Source organism: Mesorhizobium sp. WSM4871 (assembly GCF_055811295.1).
This window is the reverse complement of the sequence record NZ_JBVVPU010000008.1, coordinates 158324-173939: the sequence shown is the minus strand read 5'-3', so window position 1 is coordinate 173939 and position 15616 is coordinate 158324. Positions and strand designations below refer to the sequence as shown.

Below are 15616 nucleotides of genomic sequence, written 5' to 3'. Positions count from 1 at the left end.
AAGCCGGTTTGATGAAGGGCCGGGCCGCGGCCCGGCTTTTTTGCGCGCCTTTCCGCGCATTTCTGCGGATACCTACGCCGCTTCCGCCCGGCGCCGCCGGATCGCCTCGGCGATGAAGACCCGCGACAGCGCGTGATAGAGCGGTTCGTGCGAGATCAGGCGCGCCGTGCCGTAGCCCAGCATCGAGGCGCACATCAGCGCAATGACATTGTCGTGATTGCCGGTCATTTCGAGGATGATGACGAAGGCGGTCATCGGCGCCTGCACCACGCCGGCAAAATAACCGGCCATGCCGAGCAGGGCGGCGGCACCCGCGCTGGCTCCGAAGACCATGCCGAGCGAACTGCCGAGGCCGGCGCCAACCGCCAGCGACGGCGCGAAGATACCGCCGGGAATGCCCGAAATCATCGACAGCAGCCCTGCCGCGAATTTTTCGGCAAAGAAGAACCATGGCAGCGGCGCGCCTTCCACCGCGCTGCGCGCCTGCGCGTAACCGGTGCCGAAGGTCAGTCCGCCCGAGGCGACGCCGATCGCCGCCACCCCCAGCCCGCAGACGGCGGCCACGGCCAGCGCGCGCCACAAGGGCTGCAAGCTGTTCCAGCGCCGTATCCGCCGTGTCGCCTTCAGCGCCAGCAGCGAAAACAGCGCGCCAACACCGCCACCGATGACGCCGCAGGCAATGACCAGCGGCCAGCCGGCGGCAAATGAGATCGTTTCCCTGGCGACACCGAAATAGGTGTAGTTGCCGAGCAGCCCAAGCGAGGCCAGACCCGCCAGGATCACCGCCGTCAGCACCATCCCGTTGGTGCGCGCCTCGTAGGTGCGGCCCATCTCCTCAATGGCGAAGACGATGCCGGCGAGCGGCGTGTTGAAGGCGGCCGCGATACCGGCGGCCGAGCCGGCCAGGATCAGGCCGCGCGCCCGCGCCATGCCGCCCCAGCGCGCCACTTGCAGCATCAGCGACGCACCGACCTGCACCGTCGGGCCTTCGCGGCCGATGGAGGCGCCGCAGAACAGGCCGACAATGGTCAGCGCGATCTTGCCCACCACCAGCCGCAGTGAAAGAATGTGGCTGCGATCCTCGTCGTCGCGCAGATGCCGGGCGGCGATCGCCTGCGGAATGCCGCTGCCTTGCGAACCCGGAAAAAAGGCGTGCGCCAGCCAGGCGCAAACGACGAAGCCAAGCGGCGTGATGACGAGCGGCAGATAGCTGCGCCAGCCGCCGTCATGGTCCGTCATCATGTGGAACAGCTCCTGCGCGCGGTCGGCCAGCATCGCGAACAGCACGCTGATCAATCCGATGGTGATGGCGCCGGCCCAGAACACCAGCCGCGGCTGCCAGACGCGTCGGGAGCCCCACATCGCCCGCGAGCGCCGCAACAGGGGATATTTTCGCAATATGCCGGCCATGACAGTCCTTCCAGGGAGTGGTTCGACCTAACACAGCCACGACATGAGGGGCCAGTTTTGTGTATAGGCGCTCCCGCTATCTCCCCTCATGGCAGCGTTTCGCCGTCGAGAATCCGCTGATAGAGATCGAGATAACCCTTAGCGCTGCGGGCGATCGGGAACCGCTCGGCGGCAGAGTCCCGGCGACGCTGCGGCGAAAGGCCGCCAACCGCGGCAAACGCTGCGGCGAACTCCCCGTCGAGCCGGGATCCGCGATCGGCACGACGCGGTGGCCAAGGCGGGCCAATTCCGATGCCCAGCCAGCTGACCTGGCGCTGGGTGCCGCCATAGCCCCTGGAAGGGATGGTTCCGATCACCGCCAGTGTGATGCGCATCAGCCGCCCCTGCCGGTTTTTTGCTGACCATGATCTCATCCAGACAAACCCGTTTCCACTTCTTCGGATCACGGTCCATCCGGCTCGATCTTCAGCGGTGAGCGCGGATGCAGGAGCAGCAGGATCGTCAGCAGGCTGCAGGCGATGCCGATCACGGCGATGAGGACCGCGTCAAGCGTCGTCCAGCCGGGGCCTTCGAGCGGCTTTGCGTTGAACAGGGCGAAGGAATTGTAGGTCTGCTGATGCGAAATCAGCAGGAACCCGGTCAAGTTGTTGCCGAGATGGGCGCCGAAGGCGGCGCCGAGATTGCCGGTGGCATGGACCACCAGCGTCAGCAGCAGTGCGAAGGCGGCGATCGAGGCGAGCACGCAGGCGTTGATGGCGGCGCTCGAGCCTGGGCTCCAATGCATCGAGGTGAACAGCAGCCCCGGCAGCAGCGCCCAGATGAAGGGGTTTTGAAACCGGTTGGCCAGCCCCCTCAAGAGATAGCCGCGAAACAGCACCTCCTCGGACGAGGTCTGCAGCAGGGTCAGCACGATGATCGGGACCAGGAAGACAAGCCAGGTCGAAAAGTCGATCGCACCGCGCGCAATATCGGGCTGCAGGACATAGAGCAGGATTTCGGACAGCGCCGAGGTGATCAGCACCGCGGCCAACCCTTTGAGGAAGCCATCGCGCGAGACATGGCGGCTCACGCCGAGCAGCGCCGTCAGCGGCTCGCGATGGACCCAGCGCATGGCAACCCACAGGCCGATCCAGATGCCGGCGAAGGAGGCGAGCGCGGCAAGAATCCCGGCGGGCGACGCCATGAAGTCCTGCAGCGTACCCGCCGATGCCTGCCACAGCGCGAAAAGATAGGCGCCGCCGAGCAGCACGACCATGGTCGTTGCGACCCAGAACAGGATGACGATCGCCGACCCGAGCAGCAGGCGCGGCAGGGTCGTCTTGTCGTTGGGGGTAAGCCGATAGCGCTCGAAGGCGGCAGGGTCTGATATCACGCGGGTTCCTTTGCCGAACGCATCGGGTCGCATGATCTAGCGCATGACCCCGAAAATCAAAATCGATTTTCGGGGTCATGCGCAAATTGAAGCTGCGGAAACCGCCGACTTGGCGGTGGCTCCTGCTGGTTATTGACGCACGACGTACATGATGCGCCGCGTGGCAGGATCGACTAGCGCCGGCTGGCCGTTCACATAGACATAGCGATAGTCGTAGTCCGGAATCTCGCGCAATTCGACGCTCTCGGGCAAGGTTGCGCCGGTAACCACCTCACCATCGAGATAGACCGGATCGAGCCTGTTGGTGTCGACATAGGTGCGCACCTCGGCCGGCGGTCGTCTGATGGGCTCGATCGGCTCGCCGGCAACGATCGCACCGGTATAGGTGTCGGAATACTCGTTGCTGTCGGCGGGCGGCGTCACGATGGTGATGTCGGCATCGGCCGGACGCCGCGTCAGCACGACCCGGTCGCCACCGAAATCAGCGGTCACATAGTCGGAATAGATCCAACCCTGGCCGCCTGCCTCGGCGATGGTGCACCATTTGCTGTTTTCGATACAGCCGTCGAGCGTCGCCGACTGGCCTGCGGTAAGCACGCCGATGACCGGATATTGCGGGCCCGGCCCGGCGCGCACATTGAGATCGGCAATGGCCGAAACGGCGGTGTCGGCCAAGGCCGTCCCCGACATGGCGGCAAGCGCGCCGGCTATGGCAGGAAACAGTAAGCGTTTCATGGTTTCGCTCCGTTTTCACAATCCCTCGGCAACGGAAACGAGGCAAAAGCTCATGCGTTCCGGCTAAAATGCCCCGGCGGGCTCACGATTTATTCCGGTTTCTTTCGTTACCCCGGTCAGAAGGTCGTGGATAAAGCCCAGTTTTTGTGCCGTTCGATCCGAGATGACGAAGGGATAGAGGTCAGGCAGGCCCATGCAGCGGTTGATAGAGTTGGACGCCTCAGACAACACCAGCCAGCGGGTCAGGATCTTTTCAAAGGGTTCCGGCGTGGCGGCGGGTTCAGCCGGTGCCGCCTGCAGCTTGCCGCCGGTATCGCCTTGCGGCAGGGCGTTGGTTTCCACGGTTTCCAGCCGGCCGAGCGGAAAATTCAGCGCATGCACCATTTCCAGCGTATCGGTGATGTGCAGATGGTGCGCCCATGTCTCGGCCCAGTCCTCCCAGGGATGGGACGTGGCATAGGCCGAGATATGGCTCTGCTGCCAATCGGGCGCCGCGCCATTGGCATAGTAGGCCTTCAGCGCCTGCTCGTAGTCGGCGCGCTCGTCGCCGAACAAGGCGCGGAAGGCGGCAAGCCTCTGCGGATCGTCGCGGATCAGGCGGTCCCAGTAGTAGTGACCAAGCTCATGGCGGAAATGACCGAGCAGTGTGCGGTAGTTCTCGCCCATCTGGATGCGCCGCCTCTCGCGCTCGGCTGAATCCGCCTCGGCGACGTTGAGCGTGATCAGTCCGTTGTCGTGGCCGGTCAGGATGCGTTCGCCGCCCGGTCCGCCGCCCATCGGATCGGCGAGGAAATCGAAAGCCAGACCGGCCTCGTCGTGGGGGCCGGTCTTGGGCGCGACGGGCAGGCCGAAGGCGAGCAGGGAATAGATGGCGCGTTTCTTCGCCGCCTCGACGCGGATCCAGTGCTGGCGGTTGCCAGCGACCGAAAGGTCGGGGATCAGCTGGTTCAGCATACAGGCGCGGCAGAAGGCATGGCCCGGCTCCGCCCGCCAGTTGCAGGCGCACTCGTCGGCATTGGTGCACTGGAAAACGCCATCGGCGCCTGACAGCGCGAAGCGCGCCTGCCCCGGATCGTAAAGCACAAGGCTGGCGCAGTTGAGGCACTGGGCATTCTCGAAATAGAGGCGGTGGCCGCAATGCGGGCAGTCGAAAAGCTTCATGTCGGTCTCAAATCATCAGGGGGGTCCGCACCCCGGACAAGATGACGGATATAGTGCGGGGCGATCCGTTGCCCAAACGCCCGCCATCGGCGTGTGTTCCTGGCGATGCTATTTTGCCGCAAGCTGGGCGACGACCTGCCGCGCCACCGCCTCGCCGGACAGCCGCGCGCCGCCGCAGGTCTGCATCAGCGGACCGGCCAGGTGCTCGCCGGCGAAGAAGATCTTCTCCGCCACCGGCTGCATCAGCGTGGCGCGCGCCTCCGAACGGCCGGGGCGGGCCGCCGCATAAGCGCCGCGCACGAAGCGCTCGCCGCCCCAATTGGTCATCATGGCGCGTCCGACATGTTTTCGCACATCCGTGCCGAAGATGCCGCATAGCCGGTCGACGACGAAATCGACGCCAGCCGCCTCGCCCGCCGCCGACATCTCCCAGGCGAAATCGCCGCCGACGAAACCGACCATCAGGTCGAGGTCGAAGGGAAAGCAGAGGAAATAGATATCGTGCCTGGCCATCCGCTCGATCAGCAGGTCGTCGAACGGCGCCAGCCCGAGCCTTGTGCCCCGGATTTCCACCGGCAGCTTGGTCAGCATGCCCATCGGCAGGTCGAAGAATGCGCCGAAATGCGTGTCGGGCAGCGCCGGCGAGAATTCGATCTCCTCGAAGGCGAGCACCGCCGGTGAAGCCGTGACGATGGCTGCCTTGGCGCGGATGGTGCCGCGATCGGTGACGCAGGCAACGCCAGGCACCTCCCAGAGGATCTTGCGCACCGGCGTCGACAGTTCGACCGGCACCTCGGCCCCGAAACGGGCGACCAGTGCGCCGAATCCTTCCTTGGAGAAGTAGTTCGGATCGAGATCGGCGGCGGCCTGGAAGTCGCGGATTGAGATCTCGTCCTCGTCGGCGCCGAAATCCATCGGCCCGGCAAAGGTGGCGGCCGCACGCGGCGCCTGTCCCCTGGCGAGCAGCGCCGAAAGCCGGTCGTCGTCGCCATCGCCGACCTCATGCGCCGCCAAAAGCTCGAACAGCTTGGCGTCGGCGGCCTTCATCGCCGCCTCCTCGGCCTCGCTCGCCTTGCGCTGGAGATAGTAGAGATGATCGACGTTCATGTCGTGATGGTGAAGCGTCCAGCCGGCGGCCTGGGCCTCGGGAAAATAGGGATTGCGGTCGGCCGCGTGCAGCCAGGCGCAGCCAATGTCGAATGGCACGCCGAAATGCTGGTCGCTGGTCCAGGCGCGGCCGCCGATGCGGTTCATCGCCTCGAACAGCTTGAAGGAAAGGCCGGCTGCGCCAAGGGTCCTGGCGGCGGCAAGCCCCGCCGAACCGGCGCCAACGATCACGACGTCAACGTCTTCCATGAATATTCTGCCCCGCCACAATAATTGCTTGATCGTAGGCAAGTTCTGCGGCATTCGCCAGCGCGGTACCGGGAAACGCGTAAACGACTTCTTACCGTATCTGCCCGAAAACCGGAGTCGACTTTCGGAAAGCATGATAAGCGGGTTCAAAAGTGTTGGAGCGTACTTCGTGCGTACGAATGTACCAGCAGTGACAAACGCACGTTTCGCTGGCAAATTCGCAACCGGGACGTGATCCAGGCAATCAGGAGAAAAGCATGGCATTTCTTGCCAAGGGAAAGATTTACGCGGCGGCGGCATTGATGGTGGTCGCCGCGGCTACAGGCGCGCAGGCAGCCAGCTGTGGCAAGAGCGGTGCCGGCTTCGATGCATGGAAGCCGGAGTTTGCGGCGGAGGCCAGGGCCAATGGTGTAGGCGCGAAGGGTCTGGCCGCTCTGGCCAATGCGAATTACGCAACAAGGACGATCGCCGCCGACCGCGCCATCCACAAGGCTTTCAGCGGCTCGGTGGAAGCCTTCATGAAGCGCCGTGGCGGAGCCGCGATCATTGCCAAGGGCCGGGCGTTGAAGAAGTCGAACGCAGCGCTGTTCGACAAGATCGAACGGACCTACGGCGTGTCGCCGGGTGTGTTGCTCGCCATCTGGGGCATGGAGACCGGCTTCGGGTCCTCCATGGGCAACCAGAACACGGTGTCCGCCATTGTGACGCTTGCCTATGATTGCCGCCGCCCGGCATTCTTCTATCCGCACGCCATTGCGGCATTGAAGCTGGTCGATCGCGGAGCGTTGAGCGCCTCGTCGGTCGGCGCCATGCATGGCGAGATCGGCCACACGCAGTTCCTGCCCGGCAATGTCATGAAGTATGGCGTCGGCAGCAGAAACCTGCGCGACAAGAGCACTGCGTTGGCGTCCACCGCCAACTTTCTCAAGGGTCATGGCTGGCGGGCGGGCGCGAGCGCGCAGGAGAACATGGGCGCAATCGCTGGCTGGAATTCGGCGAGCGTCTATCAACAGGCCATCGCCCGCATCGCCACGGCGATCGATGCCGACTGATGAAGTTATCCAGATTAATTAATGGAGGGCCCGGCCATGTGTCGGGCTTTCTTGTTGATGGAGCAAGGTCAAACCCAATCACTCGGTAAGATCAAGTTCGATCTCATCGCCACTCCTTAATAATGCGCGTAGCCGCTCAACGGGCATTTCCGGGAACTGGGGATCTGGAAGGTGCCGTCAATACCGTTGCAGGTACGGAACTTGGAGTTCCGAGGCGCCGGGGTTTGCGTAGCCGCCTTTGACTTGCCTTTAATGACCATCCAGATTTCGGTCGGCTGGTCTAGCTGCAGGCTGTTTATGTCGGAGTAGCTGATGCGTCCGGTGCGCACCCCTTCGGCAAGACGCTGGCAGAACAGGGCCGGCATGCGCTTCTGCGAGACGCCCATGAAAGAAGCGATATCGTGCTTGAGCGTGATGCTCCATGCGTTGACGGAGGCGATACATCCGCTCAAGTCCGCGTTCGGGTTGCGTTTCGCGCTTGCCTCTGACGACTGGCACATCGTCAAGGCGGCGGCCGCTGCAAGCAAAATAAAAAGTCCATTTTTCATTGTAGAAAGTCCCCCGTTCCGCAGAGGGAACTTAGATGAAATCGTCTAAAGGTCAACAAAACTCCATTGAGGTGATTAACTTCCGTTATATTAGAAACACCAAATAAAACCCGGCGTCTTCGCCGGGTTTCTCGAACCGTTTAGCTTTACGGGATCCGGTAACGCGGCCATGCGCCGTTCCGATTTCAGCCCTTGCGATTGCGCGCCGCCAGCGTCCTCAGCCGGAGCGCATTGAGGCGGATGAAGCCTTCGGCGTCCTTCTGGTCGTAGGCGCCGCGATCGTCCTCGAAGGTGACCAGCGCGTCGGAATAGAGCGTCTTTTTCGACTTGCGCCCGGTGACGATGACATTGCCCTTGTAGAGCTTCAGCCGCACCGTGCCTTCGACGTCTTCCTGGCTCCTGTCGATCATCGCCTGCAGCATCAGCCGCTCGGGCGCGAACCAGAAGCCGTTGTAGATCAGCTCGGCATAGCGCGGCATGAACTCGTCCTTGAGGTGGGCAGCACCCCTGTCGAGCGTGATCGATTCGATCGCCCGGTGGGCGGCGATCAGGATCGTGCCGCCGGGCGTTTCATAGACGCCGCGCGATTTCATGCCGACGAAACGGTTCTCGACCAGGTCGAGCCGGCCGATGCCGTTGTCGCGGCCGAGATCGTTGAGCGCGGCCAGCATCGTCGCCGGCGACAGTTTCTTGCCGTTGAGCGCGATCGGATCGCCCTTCAGGAATTCGATCTCGATCTCGGTGACCTTGTCCGGCGCGTCCATCGGCGAGATGGTGCGCTGGTGGACGAATTCCGGCGGCTCGCTCCACGGGTCCTCCAGCACCTTGCCCTCGGAGGAGGAGTGCAGAAGGTTGGCGTCGACGGAAAACGGCGCGTCGCCCTTCTTGTCCTTCGGCACCGGAATCTGGTGCTGCTCGGCGAAGTTGATCAAGTCGGTGCGCGATTTGAACGACCAGTCGCGCCAGGGTGCGATGACCTTGATGTCGGGGTTCAGCGCATAGGCCGAGAGTTCGTAGCGAACCTGGTCGTTGCCCTTGCCGGTCGACCCATGTGCCACGGCGTCCGCACCCACTTCGGCGGCGATATCGACAAGATGCTTCGCAATCAGCGGCCGCGCGATCGAGGTGCCGAGCAGATAGGTGCCTTCATAGACGGCGTTGGCGCGGAACATCGGGAAGACGAAGTCGGCGACGAACTCCTCGCGGACGTCGACGATGCGGATGTCCTTGATGCCCATCATCTCGGCCTTGCGGCGCGCCGGCTCCAGCTCATCACCCTGGCCGAGGTCGGCGGTGAAAGTGACGACTTCGGCGCCGAGTTCGGTCTGCAGCCATTTCAGGATGATGGAGGTGTCGAGGCCGCCGGAATAGGCGAGCACGACCTTCTTGACGTCTTTTATCTTGCTGGGGGACATTTTAGCGGTTCCGCGCGAAAGGTTTCGCGGGCGAGGTATCACGGCGTTTCCGGCCAGCGCAAGAGACGAACGGTGCCTGGACCAGATGCTGCATCGGCCAGAAGCTGGCAAGGGCGCGGCTCTTGGGGTATGGCTGCGCCGTCTTTTGCTGCCACGAGCCATATTTGCTGCCACGAGATTGGCCATGTCCTTCATTCCCGACACAACGACGCTGATCCAGTTCGCCATCGCCACCGTGATCCTGGCGATCACGCCGGGGCCCGACATGACGCTGTTCGTGTCGCGCACGCTGAGCCAGGGGCGCGCCACCGGCTTTGCCTCGATGGCCGGGGCGCTGTGCGGCACGCTGATCCACACGACGCTGGTGGTGGTCGGCGTCTCGGCGCTGATCGTCGCCTCGCCGATGGCCTTCTTCGTGCTCAAGCTGTTCGGCGCCGGCTATCTCGTCTTCCTGGCGTGGCAGGCCATCGCAAAGGGGTCGGCCTTCTCGCCGGAGAAGAAGAGCGGCCCGCAGATTTCGCTGTTCCGCAGCTGGGCGGCCGGGCTCGGCGTCAATTTACTCAACCCGAAGATCATTCTGTTCTTCATGACCTTCCTGCCGCAGTTCGTCTCGGCGCACGATCCGAACGCACCGGGAAAACTGTTCTTCCTCGGCGCGATGTTCGTCGTGCTGTCGATCCCGGTGACGGCGCCGATGGTCTTTGCAGCGGAAAGATTCTCGACGGCGATGAAGGCCAGCCCGCGGGTGACACGCGTCGTCGACTACCTGTTTGCCGGGGTGTTTTCGGCCTTCGCGCTCAAGATCCTGACGGCCCAGGCGAAATAGCGCTTCCGATCTGACGCCAGCTTCCGGCCCAGCGCCCGGCGCTCAACCAGTAGAAGATGCCGCCGACCATGCCGCAGCCGATCACCGCCAGCATGACGCTGGTGTTGGTGACCTCGAAATTGGCATCGGCCGTCTGGTGGACGAAGCCGAGGAAAACCGCGGCGACCGCAGCACCCGCCAGCGCATAGAACAGCCAGTCGCGCCTGCCGAGGATCTCGGAAACGATGATGGCGATGGCCGCCGGCATGAAGGCGAAATAGGCGACGAACAGCGCGACGAAGGGGATGGAAAACCACAGCGACGCCTGCGCCGCCGGTTGCGTCTCGTCCGTCATCAGCCCAAGCGACGCCAGGAACATGATGTTGAGGAAGGCGCTGGCCGCCAGCGAAGCGACGCCATAGCCGATCAGGATGACAGCGAAGCGGATGAGATAGACGACGAGACGGTTCACGCCTCGCCATGCCCCGCGATCATCATCGCTTCCAGCGCCAGCCGGTCGACCTTGCGCATGCGCTCCGATTCCGACTTCAACTGGCCGCAGGCGGCCAGGATGTCGCGGCCGCGTGGCGTGCGGATCGGCGAGGCGTAGCCGGCGTTGTTGATGTAGTCGGCGAATTTTTCGATCGTCTCCCAGTCCGAGCACTGGTAATTGGTGCCCGGCCACGGGTTGAACGGGATCAGATTGATCTTGGCCGGGACGCCCTTGAGCAGTTTGATCAGCGCCTTGGCGTCCTCGATGGAATCGTTGACGTCCTTCAGCATCACATATTCGAAGGTGATGCGCTTGGCGTTCGACAGGCTGGGATAGGCGCGGCAGGCGGCGATCAGTTCTTTCAGCGGATACTTCTTGTTGATCGGCACCAGCAGGTCGCGCAGATCGTCATTGGTGGCGTGCAGCGAGATCGCCAGCATGACGCCGATCTCCTCGCCGGTGCGGAAGATTTCGGGTACGACACCGGAGGTCGACAGCGTGATGCGGCGCTTGGACAGGGAAAGCCCGTCGCCATCGGAGGCGATCAGCAGCGCCTTCTTCACCGCCTCGAAATTGTAGAGCGGCTCGCCCATGCCCATCATGACGATGTTGGACACTTTCCTGCCCTCGGCCGGCACGATGGCGCCGTCCGGCGTGTCGCGGTCGGGGAAATCGCCAAGTCGGTCGCGGGCGGTGAGCAACTGCGCCAGGATTTCCTCGGCGGTGAGATTGCGCACCAGCTTCTGCGTGCCGGTATGGCAGAAGGAACAGGTCAGCGTGCAGCCAACCTGCGAGGAGATGCACAGCGTGCCGCGGCCTTCCTCGGGAATGTAGACGGTCTCGATCTCGACCGGCCGGCCGGCGCCACGCGGCGGAAAGCGAAACAGCCATTTGCGCGTGCCGTCGGCGGAGATCTGCTCCTCGACGATTTCGGGTCTGGCAACAGTGAAATGCTTGTCCAGTTCGGCGCGCAAATCCTTGGATATGTTGAACATGCCGGCGAAGTCGGAGACGCCGCGCACATACATCCAGTGCCAGAGCTGCTGGGCGCGCATCTTGGCCTGGCGCTCCGGCACGATGCCCGATGCGACGAGGGCTTCACCAAGCTCGGCCCGTGTCAGGCCGACCAGCGACGGCTTTTCGGCCGGCGTGGCGCGGGCGCGCAACGCCTCGCGGGCGCCTTCGGTGGTGAGATCGAGCGAAAGGGTCATGGTTGCACTGATATAAGCTATTTGCGGCCGATTGCAGCATCACGCTGGACATGAAGCGCGGCGCATAGCACAGCCTGACATCGGAGTCATGCGCGCCGATCCACCCCTGAACTGGCCATTATCCGGCTCGCAGCTTGACTCCGCGGCCGATTTCCTGTCTACAGCCCGCGAATTCCGCGACGAGTATCCCTCCGAGCAAGCCGACCAGGACGCCGAAGCCTCTTTGAGGCGAGTGCTGTAAATCGATCCTGGAGGCCAACACCCGGCAGCGCAGAGCGCCCCCGGGTGCTTTTTGGCTTTGCGCTTGCACGGGCTTTTGTTTGGACACTCGGCGCGAACGCATTATTTCTCGGGTCGGACCTGAACCGAGATCGAAGGACAACAGATGTTTGAATCGCTTCAGGAGCGCCTTGGCTCCATCCTGAACGGCCTGACCGGCCGCGGCGCGCTGTCCGAAGCGGATGTCTCGGCGGCACTGCGCGAGGTGCGTCGCGCGCTGCTCGAGGCGGACGTGGCGCTGGAAGTGGTGCGTTCCTTCACCGACAAGGTGCGCGAGCAGGCCGTCGGCGCCGCCGTCGTCAAGTCGATCAAGCCCGGCCAGATGGTCGTCAAGATCGTCCATGACGAGCTGGTCGAGATGCTTGGCGCCGAAGGCGTCGCCATCGACCTCAATGCGCCGGCCCCCGTCGTCATCATGATGGTCGGCCTGCAGGGTTCCGGCAAGACGACGACCTCGGCAAAGATCGCCAAGCGGCTTTCCGAGCGCCAGAACAAGAAAGTCCTGATGGCTTCGCTCGACACGCGGCGTCCCGCCGCGCAGGAGCAGCTCCGCCAGCTCGGCGAGCAGGTCAAGGTGGCGACCCTGCCTGTTGTCGCCGGCCAGAACCCGGTCGACATCGCGCGCCGCGCTGTGCAGGCGGCCAAGCTCGGCGGCCATGACGTCGTCATCCTCGACACTGCCGGCCGCACCCATATCGACGAGCCGCTGATGGTCGAGATGGCCGACATCAAGAAGGTGTCGTCGCCGCACGAAATCCTGCTGGTCGCCGATTCGCTGACCGGCCAGGACGCCGTCAATCTGGCCAAGAGCTTCGACGAGCGCGTCGGCATCACCGGCCTCGTCTTGACCCGCATGGATGGCGACGGCCGCGGCGGCGCCGCCCTTTCCATGCGCGCCGTCACCGGCAAGCCGATCAAGCTGATCGGCACCGGCGAAAAGATGGACGGGCTGGAAGAGTTCCATCCCAAGCGCATCGCCGACCGCATCCTCGGCATGGGCGACATCGTCAGCCTCGTCGAAAAGGCCGCCGAGAACATCGACGCCGAACAGGCTGCGGCGATGGCCAGGAAGATGCAGTCGGGCAAGTTCGACCTGAACGACCTCGCCGGCCAGCTTCAGCAAATGTCGAAGATGGGTGGCATGGGCGGCATCATGGGCATGATGCCGGGCATGGGCAAGATGAAGGACCAGATGGCTGCCGCTGGCCTCGACGACAAGATGTTCGGCCGCCAGCTCGCCATCATTTCGTCGATGACCAAGGCCGAGCGCGCCAACCCCGATATTCTCAAGCACTCGCGCAAGAAGCGCATCGCCGCCGGCTCCGGCACCGATGCGGCCGAGATCAACAAGCTGCTCAAGATGCATCGCGGCATGGCCGACATGATGAAGGCGATGGGCGGCAAGGGCAAAGGCGGCGGCCTGATGCGCGGCATGATGGGCGGCCTTGCCCAGAAGATGGGCCTCGGCGGCATGATGCCCGGCATGGGCGGCCCGGGCATGGGTGGCGGCATGCCGGACCTGTCGAAGATGGACCCCAAGCAGCTCGAAGCCTTGCAGAAGCAGGCACAGGCCGCCGGTCTCGGCGGCATGAAGGGCCTGCCCGGTCTTCCCGGTGGTGGCGGCCTTCCCGGCCTGCCCGGCGGCATGAAGCTTCCCGGCTTGCCAGGTGGCGGTGGGCTTCCCGGCCTCGGCAAGAAGAAGTGAGGACGCGATGAACGAAGAGAAGGACATGGCCGACGCACGCACGATGCTGGCCGGCTACCGCGCCTCGATCGACAATATTGATGCGGCGCTCATCCATATGCTGGCCGAGCGCTTTCGCTGCACCAAGGCGGTCGGCGTGCTGAAGGCGGAGCATGGCCTGCCACCGGCCGATCCGGCGCGCGAGCAGCAGCAGATCGCCCGTCTTCGCCAGCTGGCCAACGACGCTCATCTCGACCCGGATTTCGCGGAAAAATTCCTCAACTTCGTCGTCCGCGAAGTGATCCGGCACCACGAACAGATCGCCGCTTCCAACGGCGTGACGAAAACCGGCTGAGACAAGTGCATATCGCCCAAAACTGCGCAGCGGTTTTGGGATAACGATTTGCACAAAGACAGAAGCCGTAAACCGACTAACGAATCAGAGCTTTATAGGAGAAAAGAAATGCCATTGAAGATCAGACTGGCCCGTGCGGGCTCGAAGAAGCGTCCTTACTACCACGTCGTCGTCGCCGATGCCCGTTCGCCGCGCGACGGTCGGTTCATCGAGTCGCTCGGCTCGTGGAACCCGCTGCTGCCGAAGGACGGCGAACGCGTCAAGGTCGACGCCGACCGCGTCAAGCACTGGCTGTCGCACGGCGCCCAGCCGACCGACCGCGTGCTGCGCTTCCTTGACGAGGCCGGCCTCGCCAAGCGCGAAGCCCGCGCCAACCCGAAGAAGGCCGAGCCCGGCAAAAAGGCGCAGGAACGCGCCGCCCTTTTGAAGAAGGCACAGGAAGATGCCGCCGCCGCTGTTGCAGCCGCTGCAGCTGCGCCGGCCGAGGCGGAAGCCGCCACCGCGGAATAAGTCACGTTCCATCTCACACAAAGCGGCGGGCCTTGCCCGCCGTTTTGCTATTTTTGTCGGAATTCCGGGATCGACGGGTCAATAGCCCTGCGGGCAACGGGCAACGTAGACGCGCCCGTAGCGGTCGCGATAGCGACACTGGCCGCTTTCACTGGCGCGGCCGATCAGCGCGCCGGCGACGGCACCGACAGCACCACCGACAACAGCTCCTTCCACCGGATCCCCTGCCACCGCAGCACCTATCGCCGCGCCGCCCAGTCCACCGACCGCCGCACCCTTCTCTGTCTGCGAGCAGGCGCCGAGCGGCATTGCCAGGGCCAGCAAAAGCATCATCTTTTTCATTGTCGTTCCTCCGGAAGGCCAAATATCTCCACCCGCCTTGTGCAGATAACGCAGGGCTGTGGGATTTGATCCCGCGCTTAAGCCAAACCCTATTTCTCGGCAGCGCTCTTCAGATTGGCGAGGCCAACCTCGAAGTCCTCGCCGACCATCCTGTCCATGTTGATGAATATGCCCATCAGCCTGGCGATGAAGGGATAGCGGCCGTGCATAGCCCAGGTGACGGCGGTGCTGTTGCCTGCCGGCACCGAGGTGAAGTCGACGGTTTTGTTCGCCCTGAACGGCTTCTCGAAGTCGAGCTTCAGCACAACCAGGGACGACGGCACCGCAAGCTCAGCCGCCAGCGACATGTCGCCTGTGTACCGGGGACTATCGGCATAACCTCGCCACGGGTAATTAGGCACGTCCCAAGGGCGTCAGTCGGAGGACGGCAATGAGCGGCGAAATCGACCTGAAGAAACTTCTGGCGACGATGACACCGCAATTGCTTCCCGGCATCCATGTCTTCGTCACCTTGCCGCCCAGTGGGCCGGTTCCCGGCAACCTCGACCCGGTGATGCAGTTTCGCGAACGTGAGGGCACGACGCTGATCGTGCTGGAAAATCAGGCAAGGGCGGCCGGCCTGGCCGGCGTATTCCCGAGCCGCATGATCACCCTGAACGTCCATTCGTCACTGGAAGCCATCGGCTTCCTCGCCGCCATCACCACACGGCTGGCCAGCGCCGGCATGGGCGTCAACCCGGTCTCGGCCTTCTACCACGATCATCTGTTCGTCCCCGCCGACCGGGCGGAGGAAGCGATGGCGATGTTGGAAAAGCTGGCGGAGGAAAGCCGGCTTTGACGCCAGCGCCTGCTGCTTACTTGAGACGCCGACGCCGCCCCTCATCCCCC

At 63.7% G+C, this 15616-nt stretch carries 18 protein-coding genes; 6 read left to right on the top strand and 12 right to left on the bottom strand.

Annotated features, from left to right (window positions below):
* Positions 1 to 72 precede the first annotated feature (72 nt).
* The 6 genes from AC0L2H_RS17975 to AC0L2H_RS17950 form a co-directional block, all read right to left on the bottom strand.
* Positions 73 to 1410: a chloride channel protein gene (locus tag AC0L2H_RS17975; RefSeq protein WP_473591452.1), complete on the bottom strand. Its 1338-nt coding sequence runs from the start codon at positions 1408 to 1410 to the stop codon at positions 73 to 75.
* An 86-nt stretch (positions 1411 to 1496) separates the two neighbouring features.
* A complete protein-coding gene (locus AC0L2H_RS17970; protein ID WP_473591451.1) occupies positions 1497 to 1784 on the bottom strand; it encodes a hypothetical protein in 288 nt (95 codons plus the stop codon).
* 68 nt (positions 1785 to 1852) lie between these two features.
* A complete protein-coding gene (locus AC0L2H_RS17965; protein WP_473591450.1) occupies positions 1853 to 2782 on the bottom strand; it encodes a lysostaphin resistance A-like protein in 930 nt (309 codons plus the stop codon).
* Between the two features lie 129 nt (positions 2783 to 2911).
* Positions 2912 to 3517, bottom strand: coding sequence for a DUF1236 domain-containing protein (locus tag AC0L2H_RS17960; RefSeq protein ID WP_473591449.1), 606 nt, complete (start codon positions 3515 to 3517; stop codon positions 2912 to 2914).
* Positions 3518 to 3580: 63 nt separating this feature from the next.
* Positions 3581 to 4678, bottom strand: a complete 1098-nt coding sequence (locus AC0L2H_RS17955; protein ID WP_473591448.1) for a zinc-binding metallopeptidase family protein — start codon at positions 4676 to 4678, stop codon at positions 3581 to 3583.
* A 108-nt stretch (positions 4679 to 4786) separates the two neighbouring features.
* Complete coding sequence (locus AC0L2H_RS17950) at positions 4787 to 6034, bottom strand: flavin monoamine oxidase family protein (protein WP_473591447.1); 1248 nt, start codon at positions 6032 to 6034, stop codon at positions 4787 to 4789.
* Between the two features lie 257 nt (positions 6035 to 6291).
* Here AC0L2H_RS17950 and AC0L2H_RS17945 point away from each other — a divergent pair, with 257 nt between their 5' ends.
* The gene (locus AC0L2H_RS17945) at positions 6292 to 7086 is read left to right on the top strand and encodes a lytic murein transglycosylase (protein ID WP_473591446.1); all 795 of its coding nucleotides are present in this window, start codon (positions 6292 to 6294) and stop codon (positions 7084 to 7086) included.
* A gap of 116 nt (positions 7087 to 7202) precedes the next feature.
* On the opposite strand, the gene AC0L2H_RS17940 is transcribed toward AC0L2H_RS17945, so the two are convergent.
* A complete protein-coding gene (locus AC0L2H_RS17940) occupies positions 7203 to 7634 on the bottom strand; it encodes a hypothetical protein (protein WP_473591445.1) in 432 nt (143 codons plus the stop codon).
* A gap of 185 nt (positions 7635 to 7819) precedes the next feature.
* The gene (locus AC0L2H_RS17935) at positions 7820 to 9049 is read right to left on the bottom strand and encodes an argininosuccinate synthase (protein ID WP_473591444.1); all 1230 of its coding nucleotides are present in this window, start codon (positions 9047 to 9049) and stop codon (positions 7820 to 7822) included.
* A 184-nt stretch (positions 9050 to 9233) separates the two neighbouring features.
* Here AC0L2H_RS17935 and AC0L2H_RS17930 point away from each other — a divergent pair, with 184 nt between their 5' ends.
* Positions 9234 to 9875, top strand: coding sequence for a LysE family translocator (locus AC0L2H_RS17930; protein ID WP_107651946.1), 642 nt, complete (start codon positions 9234 to 9236; stop codon positions 9873 to 9875).
* On the opposite strand, the gene AC0L2H_RS17925 is transcribed toward AC0L2H_RS17930, so the two are convergent.
* Together AC0L2H_RS17925 and rlmN are read right to left on the bottom strand one after the other, a co-directional pair.
* Positions 9847 to 10326 (bottom strand): hypothetical protein, encoded by a 480-nt coding sequence (locus AC0L2H_RS17925; RefSeq protein WP_473591443.1) that lies wholly within the window; start codon positions 10324 to 10326, stop codon positions 9847 to 9849. The two genes, AC0L2H_RS17930 and AC0L2H_RS17925, sit on opposite strands and share 29 nt — an antisense overlap.
* Positions 10323 to 11558, bottom strand: coding sequence for a dual-specificity RNA methyltransferase RlmN (gene rlmN / locus AC0L2H_RS17920; RefSeq protein WP_473591442.1), 1236 nt, complete (start codon positions 11556 to 11558; stop codon positions 10323 to 10325). Before rlmN ends, AC0L2H_RS17925 begins: the two co-directional genes overlap by 4 nt.
* Positions 11559 to 11943: 385 nt before the next feature.
* Between rlmN and ffh the strand changes: the two genes are divergently transcribed.
* The 3 genes from ffh to rpsP all read left to right on the top strand — a co-directional run bounded on the left by ffh (position 11944) and on the right by rpsP (position 14386).
* Positions 11944 to 13542, top strand: coding sequence for a signal recognition particle protein (gene ffh / locus AC0L2H_RS17915; RefSeq protein WP_473591441.1), 1599 nt, complete (start codon positions 11944 to 11946; stop codon positions 13540 to 13542).
* A gap of 7 nt (positions 13543 to 13549) precedes the next feature.
* Entirely contained in the window at positions 13550 to 13876 is a 327-nt protein-coding gene (locus AC0L2H_RS17910; RefSeq protein ID WP_473591440.1) for a chorismate mutase, read from the top strand.
* A gap of 108 nt (positions 13877 to 13984) precedes the next feature.
* Complete coding sequence (gene rpsP, locus AC0L2H_RS17905) at positions 13985 to 14386, top strand: 30S ribosomal protein S16 (protein ID WP_097575299.1); 402 nt, start codon at positions 13985 to 13987, stop codon at positions 14384 to 14386.
* Positions 14387 to 14464: 78 nt separating this feature from the next.
* Here the strand turns inward: rpsP and AC0L2H_RS17900 are convergent, their stop codons facing one another.
* Together AC0L2H_RS17900 and AC0L2H_RS17895 are read right to left on the bottom strand one after the other, a co-directional pair.
* Positions 14465 to 14728 carry a YMGG-like glycine zipper-containing protein gene (locus AC0L2H_RS17900; protein ID WP_473591439.1) on the bottom strand — a complete coding sequence of 88 codons (264 nt, stop codon included), beginning with the start codon at positions 14726 to 14728 and terminating at the stop codon, positions 14465 to 14467.
* Between the two features lie 89 nt (positions 14729 to 14817).
* Complete coding sequence (locus tag AC0L2H_RS17895) at positions 14818 to 15075, bottom strand: SRPBCC family protein (protein ID WP_473591438.1); 258 nt, start codon at positions 15073 to 15075, stop codon at positions 14818 to 14820.
* Positions 15076 to 15158: 83 nt separating this feature from the next.
* On the opposite strand from AC0L2H_RS17895, the gene AC0L2H_RS17890 reads away from it, so the two are divergent.
* The gene (locus tag AC0L2H_RS17890; RefSeq protein WP_473591437.1) at positions 15159 to 15566 is read left to right on the top strand and encodes an ACT domain-containing protein; all 408 of its coding nucleotides are present in this window, start codon (positions 15159 to 15161) and stop codon (positions 15564 to 15566) included.
* The last annotated feature ends 50 nt before the right edge of the window (positions 15567 to 15616 follow it).